Source organism: Virgibacillus sp. Bac330 (assembly GCF_003667845.1).
In the GTDB taxonomy this organism is placed as follows: Bacteria; Bacillota; Bacilli; order Bacillales; family Amphibacillaceae; genus Virgibacillus; species Virgibacillus chiguensis.
The window spans coordinates 2668212-2692662 of record NZ_CP033048.1 but is presented as its reverse complement, the minus strand read 5'-3'; the positions used below and the strand labels follow the sequence as shown (position 1 = coordinate 2692662).

The 24451-nt window shown below is 37.3% G+C and carries 20 protein-coding genes; 16 read left to right on the top strand and 4 right to left on the bottom strand.

The annotated features are described in order from the left end of the window. The first annotated feature begins 9 nt into the window (after positions 1-9). The 12 genes from paaB to D9780_RS12405 all read left to right on the top strand — a co-directional run bounded on the left by paaB (position 10) and on the right by D9780_RS12405 (position 9916). Entirely contained in the window at positions 10-327 is a 318-nt protein-coding gene (gene paaB, locus D9780_RS12460) for a 1,2-phenylacetyl-CoA epoxidase subunit PaaB (protein ID WP_073008781.1), read from the top strand. A gap of 5 nt (positions 328-332) precedes the next feature. Then, positions 333-1124 (top strand): 1,2-phenylacetyl-CoA epoxidase subunit PaaC, encoded by a 792-nt coding sequence (gene paaC, locus D9780_RS12455; RefSeq protein WP_240458682.1) that lies wholly within the window; start codon positions 333-335, stop codon positions 1122-1124. A gap of 24 nt (positions 1125-1148) precedes the next feature. Then, positions 1149-1688, top strand: coding sequence for a 1,2-phenylacetyl-CoA epoxidase subunit PaaD (gene paaD / locus D9780_RS12450; protein ID WP_121640310.1), 540 nt, complete (start codon positions 1149-1151; stop codon positions 1686-1688). Further along, the gene (locus D9780_RS12445) at positions 1676-1978 is read left to right on the top strand and encodes an EthD family reductase (protein WP_077705907.1); all 303 of its coding nucleotides are present in this window, start codon (positions 1676-1678) and stop codon (positions 1976-1978) included. Before paaD ends, D9780_RS12445 begins: the two co-directional genes overlap by 13 nt. Beyond that, positions 1971-2747, top strand: a complete 777-nt coding sequence (locus D9780_RS12440; RefSeq protein ID WP_121640309.1) for an enoyl-CoA hydratase/isomerase family protein — start codon at positions 1971-1973, stop codon at positions 2745-2747. The genes D9780_RS12445 and D9780_RS12440 overlap by 8 nt, the downstream gene beginning before the upstream one ends. Before the next feature lie 11 nt (positions 2748-2758). Beyond that, positions 2759-3532, top strand: a complete 774-nt coding sequence (locus tag D9780_RS12435; RefSeq protein ID WP_121640308.1) for an enoyl-CoA hydratase/isomerase family protein — start codon at positions 2759-2761, stop codon at positions 3530-3532. Between the two features lie 16 nt (positions 3533-3548). Beyond that, a complete protein-coding gene (locus D9780_RS12430; RefSeq protein ID WP_121640307.1) occupies positions 3549-5066 on the top strand; it encodes an aldehyde dehydrogenase family protein in 1518 nt (505 codons plus the stop codon). Positions 5067-5161: 95 nt separating this feature from the next. Further along, positions 5162-6025 (top strand): 3-hydroxyacyl-CoA dehydrogenase, encoded by an 864-nt coding sequence (locus D9780_RS12425; RefSeq protein WP_116278300.1) that lies wholly within the window; start codon positions 5162-5164, stop codon positions 6023-6025. Continuing rightward, positions 6022-7218: a thiolase family protein gene (locus tag D9780_RS12420; protein WP_121640306.1), complete on the top strand. Its 1197-nt coding sequence runs from the start codon at positions 6022-6024 to the stop codon at positions 7216-7218. Before D9780_RS12425 ends, D9780_RS12420 begins: the two co-directional genes overlap by 4 nt. A gap of 16 nt (positions 7219-7234) precedes the next feature. Then, a complete protein-coding gene (locus D9780_RS12415; RefSeq protein ID WP_121640305.1) occupies positions 7235-8011 on the top strand; it encodes an enoyl-CoA hydratase-related protein in 777 nt (258 codons plus the stop codon). A 104-nt stretch (positions 8012-8115) separates the two neighbouring features. Then, positions 8116-8961, top strand: coding sequence for a phenylacetic acid degradation operon negative regulatory protein PaaX (paaX, locus tag D9780_RS12410; protein ID WP_121641491.1), 846 nt, complete (start codon positions 8116-8118; stop codon positions 8959-8961). A 1-nt stretch (position 8962) separates the two neighbouring features. Beyond that, a complete protein-coding gene (locus D9780_RS12405) occupies positions 8963-9916 on the top strand; it encodes an NAD(P)H-dependent flavin oxidoreductase (protein WP_240458681.1) in 954 nt (317 codons plus the stop codon). Positions 9917-9998: 82 nt separating this feature from the next. On the opposite strand, the gene D9780_RS12400 is transcribed toward D9780_RS12405, so the two are convergent. Together D9780_RS12400 and D9780_RS12395 are read right to left on the bottom strand one after the other, a co-directional pair. Continuing rightward, entirely contained in the window at positions 9999-10514 is a 516-nt protein-coding gene (locus tag D9780_RS12400; RefSeq protein ID WP_121640303.1) for a gamma carbonic anhydrase family protein, read from the bottom strand. Positions 10515-11423: 909 nt separating this feature from the next. Then, entirely contained in the window at positions 11424-12167 is a 744-nt protein-coding gene (locus tag D9780_RS12395) for a MurR/RpiR family transcriptional regulator (protein WP_121640302.1), read from the bottom strand. Between the two features lie 206 nt (positions 12168-12373). Between D9780_RS12395 and D9780_RS12390 the strand changes: the two genes are divergently transcribed. From D9780_RS12390 to D9780_RS12375, 4 genes are all read left to right on the top strand, one after another. Continuing rightward, a complete protein-coding gene (locus tag D9780_RS12390) occupies positions 12374-14323 on the top strand; it encodes a fructose-specific PTS transporter subunit EIIC (RefSeq protein WP_240458680.1) in 1950 nt (649 codons plus the stop codon). Positions 14324-14532: 209 nt separating this feature from the next. Next, positions 14533-17181, top strand: coding sequence for a glycoside hydrolase family 38 N-terminal domain-containing protein (locus D9780_RS12385; RefSeq protein ID WP_121640301.1), 2649 nt, complete (start codon positions 14533-14535; stop codon positions 17179-17181). 12 nt (positions 17182-17193) lie between these two features. Beyond that, complete coding sequence (locus D9780_RS12380) at positions 17194-18885, top strand: sugar phosphorylase (protein WP_121640300.1); 1692 nt, start codon at positions 17194-17196, stop codon at positions 18883-18885. 30 nt (positions 18886-18915) lie between these two features. Next, entirely contained in the window at positions 18916-20058 is a 1143-nt protein-coding gene (locus D9780_RS12375; RefSeq protein ID WP_162985869.1) for a glycerate kinase family protein, read from the top strand. Positions 20059-20467: 409 nt separating this feature from the next. Here D9780_RS12375 and D9780_RS12370 read toward each other — a convergent pair whose 3' ends face one another. Both D9780_RS12370 and D9780_RS12365 read right to left on the bottom strand, forming a co-directional pair. Further along, the gene (locus D9780_RS12370; RefSeq protein ID WP_121640298.1) at positions 20468-22123 is read right to left on the bottom strand and encodes an amidohydrolase; all 1656 of its coding nucleotides are present in this window, start codon (positions 22121-22123) and stop codon (positions 20468-20470) included. A 233-nt stretch (positions 22124-22356) separates the two neighbouring features. Further along, positions 22357-23844, bottom strand: coding sequence for a sodium:solute symporter family protein (locus tag D9780_RS12365; RefSeq protein WP_121640297.1), 1488 nt, complete (start codon positions 23842-23844; stop codon positions 22357-22359). Positions 23845-24451 lie beyond the last annotated feature (607 nt).

The window sequence follows — 24451 nt, the reverse complement described above, 5'->3', positions numbered from 1 at the left end:
AGTGCGATCATGGCAAGTGAACAATTTTATGAAGCATTTGAAGTTTTTAGCAGGAAAAGAGATGGATTACCTTTAGAACACCGATTTAGCTTAACAGCACCCAACAAGGAAATGGCTTATATCATGGCGAAAGAAAACTTTTTTCGGCGTGAAGCCGTGAAGGAATTGTGGGTTGTAAGTCGAAAAGATATCAGGAAGATGAGCCAAGAAGAAAGAGAAGCCTTTCAATTAATGGATAATAAAGCGTATCGGGAAACTCGTGGCTATGTAGATCTCCCTAAGAAATGGAAAGAATTTAATCATGATACAAAAGTGAAGGAGGGGTAAAGAGGTTGCAACGAGAAGATATGGTTTTGTGTGAATTACTTTATCAATTAGCAGATGATAATTTCATCCTAGCCTATCGTGGCTCGGAATGGCTTGGGTTGGCGCCTCATATTGAGGAGGATGTTGCTTTTTCATCCATCAATCAAGATATGATGGGGCATGGGGTCATGTATTATCAATTGCTGGAGGAATTAGGAGCAGGAGATGTTGATGCATTATCGCATTGTAGGGAGCCAGAATCCTTTCGAAATGCTATTCTTTTAGAGCGGAAGAACGGATTAGGCCATTATTTAGAAAATCCCAATTACGATTGGGCCTATACGGTAGTTCGCCATTATTTGTTCAGTGTGTTGAAACAAATTCGCTTAGAATCTCTTTATCATTCTAGTTATGAGCCTTTGAAACAAGCAGCAGAGAAAATCTCATCGGAGCATTACTACCATTCTATGCATTGGGAAACTTGGTTTACACAATTAATGTCGAGTACGAAAGAGGCCCGTCATCGTATGAAGAATGCTATCAACTATTGTTGGCAAGAATTTGACGGGGTAATCTCTTTAGGTAGATATGGTGAAGAAATATGTGATCATCAGTTGATAGTGGAAGAAGAAAAATTGCGAAATGAATGGTTGAAAAGAGTTTGTACTACATTTGGCGAAATGCAATTTTCACCTAAGACATCTCCTGGCATGGAAAGTGGAAATGGGCGTAATGGAGAACATACGGAAGATTTAACGGAAGCTCTGGAAGTGTTAAGTGAAGTTTACGGAGGTGATAAGCAAGCAGTTTCTTGGTAATAAAGATGAAGTGAGGGATAAAGGATGACGAAAAACGTACTTCTCAAGAAGGAAGTACAGCAAGTATTACAACAAGTAACTGATCCAGAAATGCCGTATATTAGTATTGTTGAGCTAGGAATGTTGGAAAATATAGCAATGAAAAGGGACGGTTTTGTTCAAGTGGAGCTATTGCCAACTTTTAGTGGATGTCCAGCTTTAAATATGATTCAAGCAGATGTAAAAGAAAAAGTGAAAGAGCGTTTATTAGAATGGAATGATGATTTAGAAGTTGAAGTTACATTTCGTTTTCATCCTCCGTGGACAACGGATCGCATTACGGAAACGGGGAAAGAAAAATTAAGACAAAATGGAGTTTCACCCCCACCAGCTTCTTTTACTGCGGGTGAACCTTGGAAGATTCCATGCCCTTATTGTCATTCCATGTATACAACGATGGAGAACATATTTGGGCCAACAGCATGTCGAAGTATTCTTTATTGTAATGCATGTAAAAACCCATTTGAAGCAATGAAACCGATTGCTAATTTATTTGAAGGAGTGGAAAATAAATGGTTAAATTAATAGCATTGTATAAACGCCCTGAGGATAAGGTTAGTTTTGATGAACATTATCAGAATGTTCATACGCCCATTACTAAAAAGATTCCTGGATTACGTAAAATGGAAGTTACTAAAATTGTAGGATCACCTAGTGGGGAAAGTAAGTACTATCTGTTATGTGAAATGTATTATGATGATCACGATGCATTAAAAGCGGCGATGAAAACGGATGAAGCAAAAGCCTCTGGAAAAGATTTGATGTCATTCGCTGGGGATTTAGTGACGATGATGATTGGTGAGGAAGTTGAATAACTATCAATATATTAAAGTTTGGACGGACAACGAAATTGGAAACATTGAGTTGCACCGCCCAAAAGTTTTAAATGCTATTAATCAATCGATGGTAGCAGAAATTTTAACTGCATTATGTGAATTTGATTATTCAGAGCAAGTGAAAGTCATTGTTTTATTTGGCGCCGGTAAATCTTTTGCTGCTGGAGCAGATATTAAAGAAATGATGGGAGAAAATGCGATTTCCATGGAATTGAAAAATCAGTTTGCTGATTGGGATCGTATTGCATTAATAAAAAAACCAGTAATAGCTGCAGTGCACGGATTTGTCCTCGGTGGTGGATTTGAGCTTGCATTATGTGCTGATATGATATTTGCAGCAGCAAATAGTAAATTTGGATTTCCAGAAGTGAAACTTGGTGTTATGCCTAGTGCTGGAGGTTGTGTGAAATTAACGAAATTAATAGGGAAAAGAAAGGCATTAGAATTTCTATGGAGTGGAAATCATTTGGAAGCAGAAGAAGCGAAACATTGGGGGATGGTAAATCGGATAGTACCAAATGAACTTCTTATGCAAGAGACGATACATTTTGCTGAAAAATTAAAGAAGCAACCGGCTTTGGCTTTACGGCTAATAAAAGATACGGTTAGAAGAGCAGAGAATGTAACTGAATATGAAGCGATGCAATATGAACGAAAAAACTTTTCTTTGCTTTTTGCTTCTGAGGATCAACAAGAAGGGATGCAGGCATTTATGGAAAAGCGATCGCCACATTTTCAGGGGAAATAGGAGTTGGGCAAATGTTTCAGACCATTCATTATGAAGAAAAGGATCAGGTTGCTTGGCTAACCTTGAATCGACCTGAGAAATTAAATGCATTTACAAGTATGATGAATCAAGAAATGATCGAAGTATTTCAAAGCGTGGGAAAGAATCATAAAATACGTGCCCTTGTTATTACTGGTGCCGGAAAAGCATTCTGTTCTGGAGAAGATATTAGCAGCCTACAACCTGAGATGCAACTAGGGGAAATTATTAAATCCCGCTACCAACCGATGATGAAAGAGCTTGCTCGAGTGGAAAAACCAATTATTGCTTCTATTAATGGAGCAACAGCAGGTGCTGGGTTAAGCTTGGCTTTGGCGTGTGATTTTCGAATTGCTTCGGAACAAGCTTCATTTATGGAGGCGTTTATCCATATTGGGTTAATTCCTGACTCTGGAAATTTATATTATTTGCCTCGTATCGTCGGTTTAGCTAAAGCCCTTGAATTAGCTATTTTAGGTGAGAAACTAACGGCAAAAGAAGCGAAGGAGGTTGGTCTAGTAACAAAAGTAGTCCCACCAGATCAGTTAGAGGCAGAAACGACTTCATTTGTTGATCGCTTGGCTCATATGCCTACAAAAGCAATTGGGTTAATCAAGCGTTACATGTACCAAAGCTTTGAAACGAACTTAAATAATATGCTAGATTATGAGGCGTTTGGACAAGAGATTGCTGGTAAGACAGAAGATTATACAGAAGGGGTTCAGTCCTTTTTGGATAAACGATCCCCTAAATATAAAGGATATTAAAAAAGGAGCGTTGGAAATGGTAAAAACAACAGAACAGCCAATTTTTGCGAAAGAGCTAAAGCGTGAGACATACCAAATGGTTATTAATGGAAAACCGACACAGGCTAAGTCAGGTGAACTGGCGACAGTTTACAATCCTGCAACAGGTGAAGTCATTGCTGAAGTGCCAAGAGCAAATCTGGAAGATGTAGACTTAGCGGTAGAAGCAGCTCGAGAAGCTTTTGATAATGGCAAATGGAAGCGTTATCCAGTAGGGAAGCGTGCACGCGTATTAAACAACATTGCTTCGATTATGAGGGAGCGGTTTCATCAATTAGTTGAGATGGAAGTTATGAATAGTGGTAAAACCATCTCCGCAGCTCAAGGTCAAGTCATGCAGGCAATAGAAGATTTCGAGTTTTATGCTGGAGCCATTGTTGGACATTGTGGCACGGTAAATAATGTTCCCGGGCAGTTTTTTAATTATACGCAAAAAGAACCAATCGGTGTAGCAGCGCAAATTATACCTTGGAATTACCCAATGATGATGGCTGCTTGGAAGGTGGCGCCTGCCATTGCAACAGGCTGTTCTATTGTATTAAAACCCGCCAGTTTAACACCAATTACGGCAATTTTGTTAGCAGAAATTTGTATAGAAGCAGGTGTACCTGAAGGGGTTGTTAATGTAGTAACAGGCCCAGGTGCAACGATTGGCACTTATTTAACGGAACATAAAGGCATTGACAAAGTTGCCTTTACAGGGGAAACAAATACAGGGAAGGATATTATGGCAAAAGCTTCGGAAACCTTAAAGCGGGTTACCTTAGAGTTGGGAGGAAAATCTCCGAACATCGTATTCCCAGATGCCGATTTAGAGGCGGCTGTTAATGGGTCCGTTTTCGGTATTTTTTACAACACTGGTCAATCTTGTGAAGCGAGATCGCGCTTATTTATTCATGAAGATATGTATGCTGAATTTATGGAAAGTTTCCTCGATAAGACAAGGAAACTAGTTGTAGATGACCCGATGTCAGAAAAGTCTCACGTTGGTGCGATTATTAGTAAACAACAATTGGATAAGATCCATCGTTATGTAGAAGGAGCAAAGGAAGAGGGTGCAACCGTTGTAACAGGGGGACATCCCTTAAAAGTAGAAGGTTTTGCAGAAGGATATTGGTATGCACCAACCGTAATAACAAATGTAACAAATGATATGAAAATTGCGCAAGAGGAAGTTTTTGGTCCTGTCGTTGTTGTGATGACATTTACAGATGAAAAAGAAGTGATTCAGTTGGCTAATGATACGAAATACGGTCTGGCTGCGGCTATTTGGGCGAAAGACCAAGGTCTTATAAAGCGTGTGTCTGATCGTATTCAGGCTGGTGTGGTGATGGTGAACTGCCCGTTTTCTGCTTTTCCTGGCACTCCATTTGGTGGATATAAACAGTCTGGATTTGGTCGTGAACTAGGAATAGAGACGCTAGATTTATATACAGAAACAAAAAGTGTTTTATCGTATGCAGGAAGAAAACCGTTAAATCCATTAAATCTATAAAAAAATACGTATGATCTTGGAATAAAAAGCGAGCGAATGTCCTTTAGGGAAAAGTTCGCTTTTTATTTCAAATGGCAGAAAAGGAGAAGATTTCGATGCGTGGATATTTTGTAGTTGTAGGCGCAGGGGTAATGGGAAGAGGAATTGCTTATGTTGCTTCATTAAGTGGTTATTTTGTTAAGCTTGTGGATGTAAAAGAAGAAGTCCTTGTCAAAGCGAAACAAGAGATAGATGTATTGTATGAAAAGGGAATAGCTAATGGAAAGATAACAGAGGCAAAGGCGATAGCAGGAAAGGATAGCATTCGTTATGAAACAGATTTAGAAATAGCGGTGAAAGATGCCATCATTATCATTGAGGCTGTTCCGGAAAGAATAGAGATTAAAAAAGATATCTTTTCCATACTTGATCGCCATGCACCAAGAAATTGTTTATTTGCTACAAATACGTCGACCATGAGTCCAACGGAGATAGCTTCATACACAACCAAACCCGATTTCGTTATTGCTATGCATTTTTTTAATCCAGTTCATAAAATGCCATTAGTTGAAATTGTTCGTGGTTTGGAAACAAGCGATGAAGCAGTAAAAATAGCAGAAAACGTTGCTGAAAAACTGGGTAAAGAAACGGTGACAATTCAAGAATTCCCTGGGTTTGTAACAAGTCGTATTAGTTGCTTAGTAGGTAATGAAGCATTTTATATGCTACAGGAAGGACTTGGTACCCCTGAAGAAATTGATAAAGCGATTAAGCTCGGATTGAATTATCCAATGGGACCATTTGAATTAGGTGATTTAGTCGGTTTAGATACAAGGCTTCATAATCTTCGGTATTTACATCAAAAGTTAGGGGATAAATACCGTCCTGCCCCCCTTTTAGAACAGTATGTAAAAGCAGGGCGATTAGGAAGAAAAACAGGAAAAGGTGTCTATGTGTATGAAGGAGGGAGTGAGAAGTGAAAGAAGTTGTTATCGTTGATGCAGTAAGGACGCCAATAGGAAGATACAACGGTTCATTAAAATATGTACGTCCAGATGATTTAGCGTCGGTTGTCATTCAAGCGATCATTGATAGACAGCCAAAGTTACCCATAGATGCCATCAACGAAGTGATTTTAGGTAATGCAAATGGTGCTGGGGAAGAAAATAGAAACGTTGCTCGTATGTCTCTCCTACTTGCTGGGCTCCCTGTTCATGTAACTGGTACAACCGTAAATCGCCTTTGTGGTTCAGGAATGGATGCTGTTCATATGGCGGCACGCGCAATAATGGTTGGAGATGGGGATATTTATATTGCTGGTGGAACGGAGAGCATGACAAGAGCACCGTATGTTTTACCTAAATCAGAATTCGCTTTTCAACGAGGGGATAAGACTTTACTAGATACTACGATTGGCTGGCGTTTCACTAATCCAAGGCTAGAAGCAATGTATGGTGCTGATTCCATGCCGCAAACGGCAGAGAATGTGGCAAAACAATTTCAAATAACAAGAGAAGAACAAGATGATTTTGCTTATGCTAGTCAAATGAAAGCTAAAGCAGCAATAGAAGCAAATAAGTTTTATGATGAACTTACTCCAGTAAAGTATATGTTTAAAGGGGAAGAGAAGGTTGTTGATAAAGATGAGCATCCACGCCCCGCAACAACTCGAGAAAAACTAGCTAGCTTACAACCATTATTTAGCGGAGGGACGGTTACAGCAGGTAATGCATCTGGAATAAATGACGGGGCATCGGCATTGTTATTAATGAGCAAAGAAAAAGCAGAGCAATTAGGTACGGAGCCTATGGCACGCTACATAGCGAGTGGAACATCGGGGGTAGAGCCTTCTATCATGGGTATTGGCCCTATTGAAGCATCCAAAAAAGCATTGCAACGAGCTAATCTACAAATAGAAGACGTGGATTTAGTTGAATTGAATGAAGCATTCGCATCGCAGTCGATTGCATGTATGAAACAACTTGAATTAAATCCGGAAATAGTTAATGTTAACGGAGGCTCAATTGCATTTGGTCACCCATTAGGAGCTAGTGGAGCAAGAATTCTTACGACTTTATTACATGAAATGAACCGTCGTAATAGTAAATATGCGCTTGCTACAATGTGTATAGGTGTGGGGCAAGGAATTGCGACAGTTATTGAAAAATGGTAAGTTAGGGGGAGAAGAAATGAGTAATGTTTTATTAGAAACAAAAGAACGAATTGCCTATGTCACGATAAATCGACCTGAAGTGTTAAATTGTTTTAATTATTCTACATTACTAGAGTTAGAGCGTGTTATAGAAGATCTATCCATCAATCAGGAAATCTGGGCGGTAGCCATTACAGGGCGGGGGGAGAAGGCGTTTAGTGCAGGAGCAGATTTAAAAGAGCGTAGACAATTAGGAAACAAGGAAGTTATTCGTAACGTCAAAAAAATCAGCTCGGTGTTTGAACAAGTTGCCAATCTTCCTCAACCAACCATTGCCTTAATGAATGGGTATGCTTTAGGAGGTGGGTTGGAGCTTGCGCTTGCATGTGATTTTCGCATAGCTGTTTCTTATGCGACAATGGGGTTAACGGAAACAAGTATGGGAATTATACCTGGTGCTGGTGGTACACAACGACTTCCTAGAATAATAGGGCAAGCAAAAGCAATGGAATTAATTTTATTAGCTAAACAGATTTCTGCTAACAAAGCTTTGGAGTATGGTCTTGTTCATCAAGTAGTGGAACAAGAAAAACTTTTTGAAAGCTGTGAATTATTTGTTGAGTCTATCATCCGCATGCCGCAAATCGCCATTCGACAAGCAAAGTTTGCTATTCAACATGGGATGAACACAGATTTAAAAACTGGGATAAAAATAGAAGAAAGTGCATATCACAGAACAATTCCAACGAAAGATCGGGTCGAAGCACTAACCGCATTTTATGAAAAAAGACCCCCTAAATTTATTGGTGAATGAATAGATGCATGGAACGTGTTCCTCCCATAATCTCTTTAAAAGGTAATACAGTTTCATACTAGCAAAGGATGATAATCGTGGAAAGTAAACCAAACACACGTTCAATGATTTTTACGTTATTTGGAGATTATATTCGGTACTACGGTAATGAAATATGGGTTGGTAGCTTAATTAAATTATTGGAGCCATTTGACCATAATGAACAGTCTATAAGATCAGCTGTTTCTAGAATGAGTAAGCAGGGGTGGGTTGTCAGTCGTAAGGAAGCAAACAAAAGTTATTATTCATTGACCGAGCGTGGAAAAAAAAGAATGAAAGAAGCAGCCGGCCGTATTTATAGAATGGAGCCAGCGAAGTGGGATGGAAAATGGCGGACGTTACTGTATACCATACCTGAAGAAAGAAGACATATTCGCGATGAATTGCGTAAAGAACTAATTTGGAGCGGTTTTGGCCTACTTTCCAATGGCGTTTGGATTACACCAAATCCGTTAAAAGAGCAAATTTATGACATTATTGATAAATATGATATTAAAGAAGATGTTTATTTTTTTGAAGCTAAAAATGAAGGTTTTCAAGTAAATAAACAAATCATACGCAGCTGTTGGGATATAGATCATATAAATATGCTATACGAAAAGTTTATTCATGCGTATGAGGAAAAAATGATTGCCAATGCCATGAAGATAGAACGTGGGGACATGAGTGATCAAGAATGTTTTGTAGAACGAACTTTACTTGTTCATTACTATCGGAAATCATTGTTTGTCGATCCAAGTATTCCAAAAGAATTATTGCCAGAGAAATGGTTAGGTGAACGTGCGGCGAAGTTATTTAATGAGTATTATCAAATTCTTGCAACAAAAGCGAATGCTTTTTTCAAAGCGATTTATTTAGCAGGATATGATAACTGTCCAAAGCAAAAACAAATCATTGCGAAGGAGGAGTAAATTGGGCAATTTGTTAACGGAACGACTAAATATTACTTATCCTATTTTACAGGGAGGGATGGGAAATATAAGTGACCCTGGGCTTGCAGCAGCAGTTTCGAATGTTGGTGGCTTAGGGACAATAGGGGCAGGGAATATGCCAGTTGAAGAGGTTTTAACAAAAATAAAAGAAATGATGAAAAGAACATCAAAGCCTTATTGTGTAAATGTTCCTATATCTGTTCATCCGCATACAGAACAATTAATTCAGGGATTAATTGAATTAAAGGTTCCTGTCGTTTCTTTGTCTGCAGGCAACCCAGCACCATTTGTTCCATTGCTGAAAGAGCATGATATAACGGTTATCTGTGTCTCTTCCACCGTAAGCCAAGCCAAAAAAGCTGAAGCTGCTGGGGTGGATATTATTGTTTGTGAAGGATATGAGGCTGCTGGGATTAATGCACTAAATGAAAGTACTACAATGACACTTATTCCCCAAGTTGTTGAAAAAGTAAGTGTCCCCGTTGTCGCTGCGGGAGGAATTGCTAATGGTAAAGGTTTGGCGGCGGCTTTATCGTTAGGGGCGCTAGGTGTACAAATGGGAACGCGTTTTATTGCTACGAAGGAATCGCCTTATCATGATAATTATAAACAGAAAATTATTCATGCTACGGATGAATCAACGATTATTGTTGGAAGAAGATATCATCGTATTCGTAGATTAATGAAAACAAACTATGTTCATAAGTTGGCAGAACTCGAAATGAAACATGAGAAGCCCGATTTATTTATAGAAGAAACAAGCGAAGATCACCATAAATTAGGGGCGATCGTAGGCGATTTGGATAATGGTTTTATTAATGGTGGACAAATAGCCGGCTTGATTGATGATTGTCCAACTGTAGAGGAATTGATAGCAACGATGGTAAGAGATGCAAAACAGATATTAAAGTTTAGTATGGAAAAACTTATGTAGGCGTTAACTGGTGGTATCGTGTTAAGTTGACGTATATACGGAATGAATTGGGAGGGAAGGGATACCTCCCAACAGCAATGGTTTATTTTTTCAGTATTTGTTTGAAATCTTTCCCTTTTTGTACATATGTATCAATGGATAATTGAATAAGCTCAAGATCTTTTGCTGCTATTTCGCGAACGATTTTACCCGGAGATCCTACTACCAGGGAACGTGAAGGTATTTTTTTACCTTGTGGTATAAGGGTATTTGCTCCTATGATGCATTCTTCGCCGATCTCTACATGATCTAGAATGGTAGACCCCATTCCAATAATGGTTCTTTTACCTATTTTACAACCATGTAAAATAACATTATGTCCTACTGTAACCTCATCTTCTACCACTACAGGACAATTTTCGAACAGATGGATAGTAGAATTGTCTTGAATACTGCACTTTTCCCCTATTGTAATGGCATCCTCATCCCCTCTTAAGACGGTATTAAACCAAATAGTAGATTCTTCCCCAATAGTTACATCGCCAATTAAGTATGCACCTGGCGCCACGAAAACGCTATCATGAACAAAGGGATGGTGTTGGTTGTATGGAATCATCATGATATCACCTCTTTGGAAGATTTAGTAATAAAAATAACATGATAAAAGACATAAAATACTGTTTGACTCTTACATGGTGAACGTCATCTGTTGTGATAATATATCCTAAGTCTAAGGAAAGTTTGAGAAGAAGTATTTTTATGTGGAAGTAGGGAGCAAACGAAAATTTCAAAACTTGTTTTTTATTTTAACATTGCTGACCTTTTTTTAAAAGGCTAAATGTTAAAAAAACAGAAAATAAAATGATAAATCGGTTTCGTTTCACATTCAGGAAATGGTTTGTTTTTACTTGCTCTACCCTAGTTCTAGAAAGACGCAGGTGCGATTACAACTACGTCAATCGTGAATAGTTGACCGCTTTGAAGAGTGACCAGTGTTTATTATAATGGTGTAATTATTAATTCCTCAGCAGTCAGGATAAACAAACCCTTAAAATAAACACATCCTCACATATTTTTAGAGTGAATAAAGCTAATTGACTGTTTTGTAAGATAATTATACTGGAATTGTTTATACGAGGATAGTTTCCGTGCTCATTGGCATACTTATTAGTACTTAAAATGACAAACGGCACATCTTAGTCTGCGGGCAGCAAAGTAAAGAACTGCACCACTCAATTCCCCATACTTTGTAGTGTATCTGCCTATCCAATTATATTATATCTTTTTTTCGGGGAAGAAAAAATTACTTTTATTCATTTTTGTTCCTTGAGCATAGCGAAAGGCATGATACTTAGTATAAGAAAAACGAAGGCATTCGCATATGATTTGGCGATAAGGCAAGTTTTTCTAAAAATTTAATTTCTCTTTCACAACTTCTGGAAGGGAAAGAACAAACTTTATGCCCGATTCGTTTAAAATCCCTTCAGATAATAAGCCCACTAGAAAAGACTAGATGAAGTAGTTTACTTTATTTCATAATTTTTTTTAAATAGAATTCAAAAATTAAATCAATTAAAATAACCATAGTAGAGCGAGGGGTGATATCATAGCCAGCAAATTGCACCTTTTGAACATCTGCACTAATAGCATTTTTGGTATGACGTACAAGCGTACTATCCGCAGAATTTGTAATGGCTAGAGAGTCTACCCACTTATAATGTATTTTCTCTGCTGCATGGATAATAGTTTTTGTTTCACCACTGGAGGATATAAATACGATTAGGTCTCCTTGATTAATCGTATTTGGAAGCAAGTCAATAATATGAGATTCATATACATAAGAAGTAGGTTTATTCACTTGCATGAACAATTTACTGAAGTATTCACCAGCTATTTTTGTTAGTCCAACAGCAACAATAAGCACTCGATTTGCTTGAATAAGCTGTTCGCAAATTGTTTCTAATTCCTCTATTTTAAGGGAGTTTAATGTTTGTTCTGCATCTTGCCGATATCTATCCAGCATATTATCTGCGGGTAGTACATCAGCATAGATGTTTTTTAAGTTGTATTTTAGCTCTGAGAAGCCTGATAGCCCGAGTTTTCGACACATACGTATTATCGTTGTATTACTAACATTATTAGACTCTGCCATAGCAGTTAGGGACTGGTTTTTAGCAAGTTCTAAATGTTCTTCAATATAGTATAGCACATGCTTTTCTGCGTAAGTCAACTCTCCTAAATAGTTGGCGAATCGATCCATTACTTTACCCATATACAATCTCCTCTATCAGTTCGCTTCATTTTTAATAGTATATCATGCATGAATGTATTTATGAACGAAATTTGGACATAGATACTCGTATATTCATTCCGTACAATTATACGCTTCGTGTACAAAAATTATCCCTAGATTGGTGTTACAATCTGTTTGTAAGAGGTTTCAACTACTTAAAAATTCATTATAGAGAGGTGAGCAAATTGGAATTAAAAAAAATGACTGAACAAGAGTTAGTCTTGTTTGATGTAACAGCAACATCAAAACAGCAAGTTATTGAGTCACTTGTAGAAGCACTTCATAGGAAAGGATATCTTACTTCTAAACAAACATTTTTGCAAGCTGTAATCGAGAGGGAATCGGTTTCTCCTACTGGCTTGGAATCTGGGTTAGCAATTCCTCATGGAAAGAGTAGGGCTGTTAAGAAAGCGGTTTTCGCTGTAGCTCGGTTACGTGATGAAATAGATGATTGGGAAAGCGTTAATCCATCCAATAGAGTGAAACTGGTATTTTTATTAGCTATACCTGAGAATGAGGCAGGAAGTACACACTTGAATATCTTATCTGAACTAAGTACTCGATTAATGGATCAAGTCTACATTGAAAAAATAATGGAGGCATCCTCTCCCGAAGATTTTCTCCAACAATTAGATGAACCAATTGCTAAGGAAGACGGGGAACAAGAGTATACCAAAACAGTTTTAGCAATTACAGCCTGTGCTACAGGAATAGCGCATACGTATATGGCAGCTGAAGCGTTGGAAAAAGCTGGGCGTGAAATGGGGGTTCGGGTTTTAACTGAGAAACAGGGGGCTAATGGGATTGAAGATGAGCATCAAGCGAAAATGATTCAAGAAGCAGATGCAATTATTTTTGCTACAGATATTAACCCAAAAGGAAAAGAACGATTTCAAGGGAAGCAATATGTTCAAACAAGGGTAGCTGAGCCCCTAAAAAACGCCAAAAATATTATTCAGCGTTCATTAAATAACCCAGATGGAAAGGTTACTTCGCAATATCAAGAAGATAACATGATTCAGGAAAAAAAAGGTAATTTGCTTGCGGATATGGCACAAGCGGTTATGACGGGTATCTCCTATATGATCCCAGTTATTGTTGCGGCTGGACTTATGATGGGGATTGCTAAGTTAGGTGCTATGCCATTTGGATTAGTAGATGAAATACATGATATTAAATACGCTACACATTCGAATGAATTATTTGTTATTTTGCATTATCTTGATAAATTTGGTGCTTTAATTTTTAAGTTTATGTACCCTATTTTTGGTGCTTTTGTAGCATATGCTATTGCTGACCGTTCTGGAATCGTTTCTGGATTTATCGGAGGTGTATTTGCGGCAGGGTTACATTTTACTTTTTGGGGAATCGAAGGAGGAATTCCTTCTGGATTTTTCGGCGCACTTATTCTTGGTATGACAGCAGGTTATATCTCCAAATTTTTAAATGACAAAATAAAATTAAGTAAGAACTTACAAGCAATGAAGCCAATGTTAATTATACCAGCTATCTCAGTGTTATCTATTTTCTTTTTAAACTTTTATGTGATAGACCCAGTATTTGGTGGTTTAAACGAACTATTAAGAAATTGGATAGAAAGCGCTCAAAATTCTGGGGCTGTAATGCTTTCTGCTATTATTGCAGGTACAACTGCTTTTGACCTCGGAGGACCTATTAATAAAGCGGCGGGAGCGATAGCAATTGGATTAGCGGCAGATCAGATTTTTCCTTTGACTCCACGTGTATTAGCTATTGTCATTCCTCCAATAGGTTTAGGACTAGCAACCGTAATTGACAAGTATGTAGTTGGGCGTCGTGTCTTTGATGAAAACCTTAGAGTTGCAGGTAATACTTCGCTTTTACTTGGTTTTATTGCTATTAGCGAAGGTGCCATACCTTTTATGCTTCGTAATCCAATTATTACAATTCCAATAAATATTATTGGTGCGATAATAGGGGCGATAACAGCAGTAATCTTAGGAGCAGTTCAATGGTATCCTTTACCAGCTATTTGGGGGTGGCCGTTAGTTGAAAATGTTGGAACGTATCTCGTTGGGTTAGTTGTAGGTGTACTATTTATTGCATTTGCAAATATATTTATACGTTACGCAATCTTAAAAAGAAAAGAAAGTTAATTTTTGAAGGGGGTTACAGGCTATTCCAAACTGAGCCCCTTTGTTAAACATCCACTCTAATAGTCAAGATAAGCAAATTAAAATAGAGGATAAAGATCCTGAAAGCTTTCTTGTTTAGAACCTTTAGGTCATCGCCAAGGTAGTAACAATCAGTGAGGTATAGACTTGAAACCATTGATTGTAGATTCATTTTAAATGGAGGGAACAACATGAAGAAACGAGTATATGTCGTACCACATTCTCATTGGGATAGAGAATGGTATTTTACGATTGAAGACTCCAATGTTTTATTAGTAGAGAATATGGACTATTTAATAGATGTCTTAGAAAATGATACTGCATATACAGCGTATGTTTTTGATGCACAAGTAAGTATTGTGGAAGAATACTTAAGTTTACGCCCCGAACAAGAAGAACGATTAAAAAAATTGGTCGCTGATAAGAGATTGTTTATCGGCCCTTGGTATACCCAGACAGATTCTCTTCTTGTTCATAAAGAGTCAATCATTCGTAATTTACTTTATGGAACAAAAATTTCTCAAAAATATGGTCATAGCATGAATTGTGGCTATTTACCTGATATTTTTGGTCAAAATCAATACTTCCCTTCTATATTTACTGGTTTTGGAATTGATAATAGTATTCTTCAACGCGGTGTTTATACAGATCAGCTGAAGGGTGATTTGAATTTCACTTGGATTTCTCCAGATAAGAAGAAAGTTAAGGCAAATAATATGTATTTTGGTTACGGTCCAGGGAAGTTTCTACAAGCAACAGAAGAATATAAAGAATCACGTTTGTATCCAATCCTTGAAAAACTATCGAGTATGAATAGACATACGGATCAACTATTATTACCATCCGGCGGAGATCAAGTTCTAATAAGAAAGCACTTTCCAGAAACCATCCAAAAGTTGAACAAGGAAACAGAGGATTATGAGTTTTTGTTATCAGATTACGAAACATATATGAAAGATACATGGGGTGATTACCATCGGTTTGATAATGAAATAGAAGGTGAGCTTATTGCTACACAAAACGCACGAATTCATCATACAATTCGTTCGCAACGTTATGATATAAAAAAAGCAAATTATGAAGTAGAGCATAAATTATTGCATCAATTAGAGCCGTTAGCTGTAATTGGTCATTCATTTGGTTTACGCTATCCGCAGGAATGGCTAGATAAAATATGGAAATTACTGTTTGATGTTCATGCGCATGATAGCATTGGTGGTTGTAACTCCGATGATACAAATAAAGATATCATACAACGGTTGCAAAAGGTAAAACGTATTGCTGATGGTCTATTAAATATTTGGAAGAAAAGAATGACTGAAGCAATAAGTAGCAAGCAACATGATTTGTCTTCTATATTTGTGTTTTTTAACACAAATGCAAGTGAATTTTCTGGGGTAGTGGAAGCTGTTATTTTTACTAAATCAAGGGAATTTATACTAAGAGATACGGTTGAAGATACTCAGGTCATGGCTGAAGTGAAACGTCAAAAATATGTAAGTGGTGGCAAACAGATTATTGTCACAGCTGAAGGAGAGCAGGAAGTCGAAATACCAGGCTATTATCGAAATTCTATTATGGTAGCAATGGATAATGTACCATCATTAGGTTATAAAACTCTTAAAGTAGAGAAAGTGAATAAACGTCTTCCAACTGTTATACAAGAGGAATCCACTTCCATTGCTAATGAACAATTTGAAATCAAATTGAAGGATGGTCAGCTAATCGTTACGGACAAGAAAAAAAAGATAGAGTTGGATCATTTTTTACGATTTGAAAATGTGGCGGACGCTGGTGATTCCTATGATTTTTCACCTTTGGATGGGGATAAGCCCATCTATTTGGAACAGGCTGAACTTATATCAGTAAGTAAAGGGGAACTTTCACAGTTTATGGTCGTGAAGCATGAAGCTTTGGTACCCAAAAATTTGAAGGAGCGTACAGAAAATATTGCTTCTAAGTTGTTAATGATTACTACAACTTTGGAGTTGCGAAAAGAAGAACACATGGTTCGGGTAAAACATGATATTGCAAATGAGGTGGAAGACCATCGTGTGCGTGTGTTACTACAAACTGGTGCAGAGCATGCTAACCAATCATTTGCAGATCAAGGTTTCAGTATCATTCAAAGACCTATAACCAATTCTTACATGAAATCGTGGCGGGAGGATGGATTTACAGAAGCACCTGTACCTATTTATCCTTTAGAGAATTTCACTGGAAATAAAAGTGACACGCACATTTTTGCTGCTGTAACGAGAGGGATAAAAGAGTACGAGTTGTTAGAATTTGGAGATCTAGCACTTACATTGTATAGAAGCGTTGGACTACTAGGAAAGGATAATCTCGCTTGGCGACCCGGACGTGCATCGGGAATTAATAATAAAGTTGTATTTACACCAGATGCGCAGATGAAAAGAAAAATGACGTTTGAATATGCCGTTGTAATTGAGGATAGTAATGTAGAACCTTCGCAGTTATTTGTACGCACTGATCAATATGTCGGTCGCTATGTGACATATCAAAAACAGGATTTAAATACGTTTGAAGAACGTCTGGAACGTTTTGAATTTCCGATGGAGATAAAAGACCTTCCTAAGACTGCCTCTATATTGAAACAAGAAAATCCCAATATTTTGATGAGCAGCTGTAAACGAGCTTATAATAATGAGTCTATTATTATTCGTTTTTATAACCCAACGGAAAAAGAACAGCAGCTTGAATTAAGTCATGTGTTTCCGTCGCTCAATGTAACAAATTTAGCTGAAGATCAGCAATTAGAGGTAAATAAGAATTTGATAATAACGCCAAAAGCCTATTTGACATTAAGTCTAAAATAAGAAGGTGAAAAGATGGAAATGGAATTTTTAAATCGATTAGAAATAAAACTAAAAGAAATATATGGAGACAAATACAGGTCTTCATATATCGATTCGTTTAAAGAACTAATTGAATTATGGAGCTCTTTTCAATGGAAAGAGGTAAAGCCAATTTCTGAAAAAAGTATTTATTTAATTACGTATGGCGACAGTATATACAGAGAAAATAAGCCTACATTAGCTTCATTGCACGAGTTTTTAAATGAAAAGTTAGCAGGAATAGTCACAGATGTACATGTATTACCTATGTTTCCTTATACATCAGACGATGGTTTTTCCGTCACAAATTATCGGGAAATTCAACCAAAGCTAGGTAATTGGGAAAATATTGAGTTACTTTCTAAAGACTATCGCTTAATGTTTGATTTTGTTGCTAATCATATATCCAAGGAAAGTAGATGGTTTCAAGGATATTTAAATGGGGAGGAAACGTATCAGGATTATTTTATCCCTAAAGATGATTCTTTCGATACTTCTAAGGTTGTTCGTCCACGTACATCTCCTTTATATCACCAATATCAAGGGAAGAATGGGGTTAAAACTGCTTGGACTACATTTAGTGAAGATCAAGTTGATTTAAACTTTAGTTACTTTCCTTTGCTATTAGAAATGACAGATATTTTGTTGTTGTACGCTAGTAAAGGAGGAACGAGCATTCGTTTGGATGCAATTGGGTTTATTTGGAAGAAGTCAGGTACTTCTTCAATTCATATGCCGCAAGCTCATGCGATTATTCAACTATGGAGAATGATATTAGATTATTTGCAGCCAAACACGCAGATTATCACCGAAACAAACGTTCCTCATCAAGAAAATATTAGCTACTTTGGAGATGGAACAAATGAAGCAAATATGGTATATCAATTTTCATTGCCACCTTTAGTTTTATTTGCATTAACTACACATAATAGTAAGAAATTAAGCAACTGGGCTGAAAAAATTGGTAAAGTTTCTGATACGTCCACTTTCTTTAATTTTCTTGCTAGTCACGATGGCATAGGGATGCGTCCTGTAGAAGGAATATTATCTGAAGATGAGAAAGAGTTATTAGTTGAAAAAGTGAAAAAGAATGGTGGAAGAATATCTTATAAAAATAATCCTGACGGCACAAAATCTGTTTATGAATTAAATATTAATTATTCTGATGCACTTATGAATGAGGAAGATATTTCTGAACAGATGCAAGTAAATAAAATATTGGCTGCTCACGCTATTCTTCTTTCATTTATTGGTGTACCCGCTATTTACTATCATTCTATATTGGGTTCAAGAAATGATTTGCGTGGTGTGCAGCAATCGAATATAAACCGACGGATAAATAGAGAAAAGCTGGAGTTACAGGCTATTATAAAGGAATTGGGATTTGACAGCAGACGAAAAGGAATTTTTGAAGGCTTGCTTGACATGATTACTATTCGCAAACAAGAAAAATCGTTCTCACCTTATGCTGAACAAGAGGTACTTCATTTAGGGGGAAATGTATTTTCGCTACGTCGATTTTGTGAAAAATCAGAAGAAGAAATCCTTTTTGTTGTAAATGTGGATAGTCAGCCTATTACTATACCAATCCCTGCCACTGGTGTTGATTTATGGAGTAGGCAAGAAGTAGAGGAACAAATAAGATTAAATCCTTATCAATTTATGTGGATTAAACAGAATAAATAATCAGTCAGCAGTAGCATGGGAGTGTGTGAAATGAAATTTTTAGTTGCCTTTGATTCATTTAAAGAATCTTTATCGGGTTTTGAGGTGGGCGAGGCTGTAAGAGCGGGAATAGAGATTGCTACACCTCAAGAGAGTATTCGGAATTGTCCGATATCGGATGGGGGAGAAGGAAGTATGGAGGCATTGCTTTCTAACTTCCATGCTGAGGAAAAAAGTGTTACTGTTCATGATGCGTTGATGAGGCCTATTGTGGCAAAATATCTTCTGCTTGATAAATACACTGTGTTTATCGAAAGTGCTAGTTGCATAGGGTTGGCAAATATTCCTAAAGAAAAACGCAACTTAATGAAAGTCACCTCTTTTGGCTTAGGAGAGCAGATGAGAGATGCTATTTTAGCTGGTTATCGAAATTTAATTATTTCGCTAGGGGGAAGTGCAACAAATGATGGGGGACTTGGCATGCTTCAGGCTTTAGGTTGGGAATTTTACGATGCGAATGATCAACTTATTGATACAAGCACTAACCCACTGCTTCATGTGCACTCTTTTTCTGAACAAAACAAAATGCCAGAGTTAAAATCTTGCTCTATTACTATTTTAAGTGATGTTTCAAGCCCTTTTTATGGTAAAGAGGGAGCTGCATTTATTTATGCGGGGCAAAAAGGTGCCACATCAGAACAAATTTTGCATTTAGATTGTGGGCTTGAAAAATTAGCTAACATTTTAAAAAGCAAGTATGATGTAGATGTTCAAAATATACCTGGTTCAGGTGCTGCTGGAGGACTTGGTGGGAGTATAGTTGCTGCTTTGAATGGAGTAATGAAGTCAGGTATAGATACTATGATAGAGCTAACCAATTTGGAAAAATATATTATCCAGTCTGACATCATTTTTACTGGGGAAGGCAGTTTAGATAAACAATCTCTAAACGGGAAAGTGCCTATAGGAGTTGCCCAACTGGCTAAAAAGCATAATAAAATGGTTATTGGACTCGCTGGAAGGGTAGATACGGATCTAAATGAAATGAATCAATATCTAGATGCTTTTTTTTCAATTCAAACCGAATGCCGTACTTTAGAAGAAGCATTAGCAAAGGAAATAACGCATTTGCAACTTAGTAAAACTGCAGAACAAATTGTACGATTAATGAATGCTAGAATCGGTATACATTAACTGTTCATTAATGCAAGATTGTAAGAGCAAAACTTAAAAGTACATGTTTGCTTAGCACTTACAGGACAAAATAAAGAAATTCTTCTGGAATTAACGTGTAAATGCAATGGAAGTAAGAACTTAACTTTTTGGTAGACCTGAAAAGTCATGAGACGTAATGAAGACGAGTCCAGATAAGGTGGAATTTAGTATTTATAAATCCACCTTGTCTGGATATTTTTTGAAAATATGGGTATAAGGTGGTGTAAGACTCCCGTTTCAAAAATTGAAAGATGTAAGTTAAACAAAGTCCAAGTGGAAGAAAACAGCACAGAAATCCTGATTCATTTAGAGGTCTTTTAGCTCATACCTTTGCCATACTAACAATCAGTGGGAAAAGTAGAAAATCCCACTAATTGCAGAATCATTTCTAGGATAAAGTGACGGATGTCTTATCAAAAACTTTCTCACCATTAATAATCGTTGCTACAACCTCAATATCTTTGATTTTTTCTGGTTCAATCGTTAAAGGGTCGTCATTTAGTATAGCAAAATCAGCTTTTTTCCCGATTTCAATACTACCAGTGTTTTCTTCATCAAAAATTAATTTTGCCCCATAAATGGTCATTGCTTTGATTGCAGTAATGACATCTATACGTTGTTCTGCACCGAGAGTTTTTCCTGCTCTCGTTTTTCGAGTGACAGCAGCCCAAATCGAAAAAAGAGGAGATATAGGTGTGATGGGACAATCGGAATGTAATGTATATAGCAAATCGTTTTCTTTTGCTTCAGCTAACGGATTTATACGTCGTGCCCGCTCTGGTCCAAGGAATATTTTTTCGTGTCTGTCTCCCCAATAGAAAACATGATTAATGAAAAAAGACCCGGCTACTTGCAGTTTTTGCATTCTCTTAATGTCATCTGGCGTAGCTGTTTGAACATGTTCAATACGGTGCTGATGTCTCTCTTTTGGATGAACATTGAGGGCATTTTCGTACGCATCTAAGATAGAACCAATTGCTTTATCTCCATTACCATGGGTGGTAATTCGATATCCACGTTGGTGTAAAGCGAGCACATCTTCCTCAAAACTTGCTTGCTCATGAATAAGGTCACCATAGATGTTAGGATGCTTGTAATAAGGTTCTCTTAATGCACCAGTGAGTCCTTGAATAGAGCCATCCTGAAACATCTTAATACTATCTAAGCGTGCAAGGCCGTTTGAGCCGTTCTGTATAAGTTTATTGAGATCCTCTGGAGAGTAATGATGGAAAGGTCCATCTTCTCTTAATAATTGGTGCATAATCATTAATTGAGTCCGCATTGGATTTCGTTGCAATTTGGCTGCTTTTAAATGAGCTTGCAACTGAGGTAGGTTATCAACTTTAGCATCTGTATTTGTGGTAATCCCTTGAGCAATATACTCTTTTGCAGCATTCTCAAGTGCCTTTACCATCTCGTCAATTGTATTTTCAGGTATTTTTTGTTGGATAGGTTCAATGGCGGCTGGTTCATAAAGGACCCCATCTAATTTTCCATTTTCGTCTTTGCCGAAGTGACCACCAATTGGTTGTGCCACATTATCATCCACATTTGCATGAAATAAAGCAAGGGAATTAGCTACTGCTAAATGTCCAGATATATGACGGATAAGTACTGGGTGATTCGGTGAGACGGTATCCAAATCATTTCTTGTTGGATGACGGTTCTCGGTAAGGAGTGTATCGTCATATCCAAAACCTATAATCCACTCTCCTTCTGGTGTTGAGGCTACTTTATTTTCAATCCGCTTTAAAATATCTGGTATAGAAGCATTTGGTGGCGTACTACAGTTCACCTGATCATAAAACAGTCCATACATTAAAATATGATTATGCGTGTCAATAAAGCCAGGAAGCATCGTTTTGCCAGCTAGGTCTATCGTTTCTACTGTATCTGTTGCAGTTATTACCTCAAGTGGAGGCTGTTTTTCCTCCCAAATTCCAATAATAGTTCCATTTTTAATAGCGATAGAACTTGCGATGGTGTTTGTCTCATCCATCGTTAAAATATTTCCGTTTATGAAAATTTTTTGATCGCTCATCATGCATTTCCCCTTTCTAAAAATGTTTGTTCTCGTCTGGGAAATTATAAAATTTTGCAGCTGTGGATAAACTTACTAAGTTATTTTGCCACGTCCGGCTCCAGCGCCCAGCAACTAGGCGATTTCACTCCATTGCCCTACGATAAGTCATTATTGGTTCGTTCTAAAAAGGAAGGCCGATTAAAGACGGGCTTGCCGGGGGACGAAGGCATACTCCTGTTGCAGGAGCATGATTCCTAAAACTTTCGTTGATTTGTTCCACTCTCTACGTTGCTAACCGGGCGCTTTCGCCTTTGTTCTACATTTTCATTATTTTTCTTTTTTAGTGTGAAAAAGTAAGCCTCTACTTGTTCATCTTGATCATGTTTTGTAAGTAAGCTAACGACAATAAATATACTAAATGAAGTGATTAAACCAGGGATAATCATATGTAGTCCATATGGTTGTTCGAATAGGTCCCAAATAACAGCTACTGCCAATGATCCAATGACACTTGCAAGCATACCCATTTTAGTAGCTCGTTTCCAAAACATGGCCCCCATCACTGGAACAACCATAGTGATGGCGGATAAGGCTAAAGCATACGTGTATATAGCGATGATGTCAGTAATGAGTAGTGCGACAATAAGACCTCCTATTGCCATGCCCGCTACGGAATATCGAGATACCTTCAACACTTGCTCACTATTTGCATGAGGGGAGACCCAGCTTTGATAAATATCTTTTGATATGTTCATCGCTCCGCTTAGGAGAAAAGAGGTAGCGCCTGTTAAGACTGCTGCAAACAAAGAGACCATAAAAAATCCACCAATAGCAGGGGGGAAAACGGTTGTTAGAAATTCTGTATAAACTAAATCCGGGTGTATGTTTGCTGAAATAGACTGGCGAGCAATAATGCCAATACCAATTGCAAAAATGCCTATGAGTGCTGTTAAGATAAATCCAACCGAAACAGCTCCTACTGCTATTTTTTCTGTTTTTGCTGCAGAAATGCGTTGCCAAGATGTCTGCCATACAAGGTAAAATGGACCGAATATGATTAAGTAATTGAATAATTCACTTGTACTTAGCCCTTCAAAGCTTACTATTTTGTCAGGGGTATTTTGCAGGACGACATCTAATCCACCAACATAATTAAGACCAATGACAAACATTAGAATTAGGCCCAGTAGTATGAGGACAGATTGAATGGCATCTGTCCACGCAACACTAGGAAGACCCCCCAACAGAGTGAAAACAACACAAATTATAAATCCGATAAGCATAGAGCTAAATAAAGGCAGATCAATAATGGATGTAAGGATGGACCCCATTCCTACAATTTGCATCCCAAATGTCGGTGTCATGTAAAGAATGCTAATAATGAGAGCAGGTATGAGCCCCGCAGCTTTTCCAAAGCGACGTACAAACAGATCTGGTATTGTATACAATTTTAATTTGCGAATGGTTGCTCCTAGTAAAACAGCTAATAGTACCGAAAAAAATAAAGTAGGTAATTTAGTAAGAAACCAGGATAGACCAATCTCAAACCCTTTACCTGAAGCCCCAATTACAGCAGCAGATCCCATGGAGGTTGCAATAATACTCCCAGCTATCGGAAAAAAACCGAGGCTGAAATTTGCCATTGTATAGTCGTCTGCTGTTTCAATTTTTCGAGAGTAATAGATTCCTACAGCCATGATACCGATAATAAAAAGAATGATCCAAATAATATACCAATTCATCAATGCACCCCTCTCGCTACGAGCTCTATTTAGAGTATTAATATTTATGAATAATTAGAGAAATAACTTAAATTAATGGTTTGTTAATAAAACAAGCCAATAACTGCTATAAATTTTATTAATCTATTTTTTCACTAGGGAACTATATACTTGTTTATCCCACCACCCTTTATAAAATTGTTTTTCTAAGCAAAGGAGAAGCTTTCTTATTATGGGAAAATGTAGAAGTTTAAAGGTTTATAGTATAAAAAAACTACAGCTTTCACTATAAAACTTGAAAACAAGCCAAGTTTTGCTAATATAGAGACAGCTTGAAGGAGTTTCTTCTCATTGTATAGAACTGTTTTTTTAATGAGAATAAAGTCAGTACGTCCGGACCAGTTAAACGGAGGAAGAATATAAGGGGAAAACATGAAACTTCATGAAACAAAGTAGTTAGCAAATACGTATCAATATATAAGTTCAAATGTAAAAAAAATTCTTCGTTATTATTAAGCTAACAAGCGGCTTTATGATATATCTTAACTTTTCTATAGTGGAAGCAAAACTACGTAAGCTATCGCTATAAAGACTTTACGATAGTCAAAATTTTCTCCTGAAAGGGGCA

Bases quoted from the DNA above. Each gene is read 5' to 3' on its own strand.
- D9780_RS12415 (WP_121640305.1), top strand. From the start codon at position 7,235: ATGAGTAATGTTTTATTAGAAACAAAAGAACGAATTGCCTATGTCACG.
- D9780_RS12370 (WP_121640298.1), bottom strand. From the start codon at position 22,123: ATGATGAGCGATCAAAAAATTTTCATAAACGGAAATATTTTAACGATG.
- D9780_RS12365 (WP_121640297.1), bottom strand. From the start codon at position 23,844: ATGAATTGGTATATTATTTGGATCATTCTTTTTATTATCGGTATCATG.
- D9780_RS12435 (WP_121640308.1), top strand. From the start codon at position 2,759: ATGTTTCAGACCATTCATTATGAAGAAAAGGATCAGGTTGCTTGGCTA.
- D9780_RS12380 (WP_121640300.1), top strand. From the start codon at position 17,194: ATGGAAATGGAATTTTTAAATCGATTAGAAATAAAACTAAAAGAAATA.
- D9780_RS12400 (WP_121640303.1), bottom strand. From the start codon at position 10,514: ATGATGATTCCATACAACCAACACCATCCCTTTGTTCATGATAGCGTT.
- paaD (WP_121640310.1), top strand. From the start codon at position 1,149: ATGACGAAAAACGTACTTCTCAAGAAGGAAGTACAGCAAGTATTACAA.
- D9780_RS12395 (WP_121640302.1), bottom strand. From the start codon at position 12,167: ATGGGTAAAGTAATGGATCGATTCGCCAACTATTTAGGAGAGTTGACT.
- paaB (WP_073008781.1), top strand. From the start codon at position 10: ATGGCAAGTGAACAATTTTATGAAGCATTTGAAGTTTTTAGCAGGAAA.
- D9780_RS12385 (WP_121640301.1), top strand. From the start codon at position 14,533: ATGAAGAAACGAGTATATGTCGTACCACATTCTCATTGGGATAGAGAA.
- paaX (WP_121641491.1), top strand. From the start codon at position 8,116: ATGATTTTTACGTTATTTGGAGATTATATTCGGTACTACGGTAATGAA.
- D9780_RS12425 (WP_116278300.1), top strand. From the start codon at position 5,162: ATGCGTGGATATTTTGTAGTTGTAGGCGCAGGGGTAATGGGAAGAGGA.
- D9780_RS12445 (WP_077705907.1), top strand. From the start codon at position 1,676: ATGGTTAAATTAATAGCATTGTATAAACGCCCTGAGGATAAGGTTAGT.
- D9780_RS12430 (WP_121640307.1), top strand. From the start codon at position 3,549: ATGGTAAAAACAACAGAACAGCCAATTTTTGCGAAAGAGCTAAAGCGT.
- D9780_RS12375 (WP_162985869.1), top strand. From the start codon at position 18,916: ATGAAATTTTTAGTTGCCTTTGATTCATTTAAAGAATCTTTATCGGGT.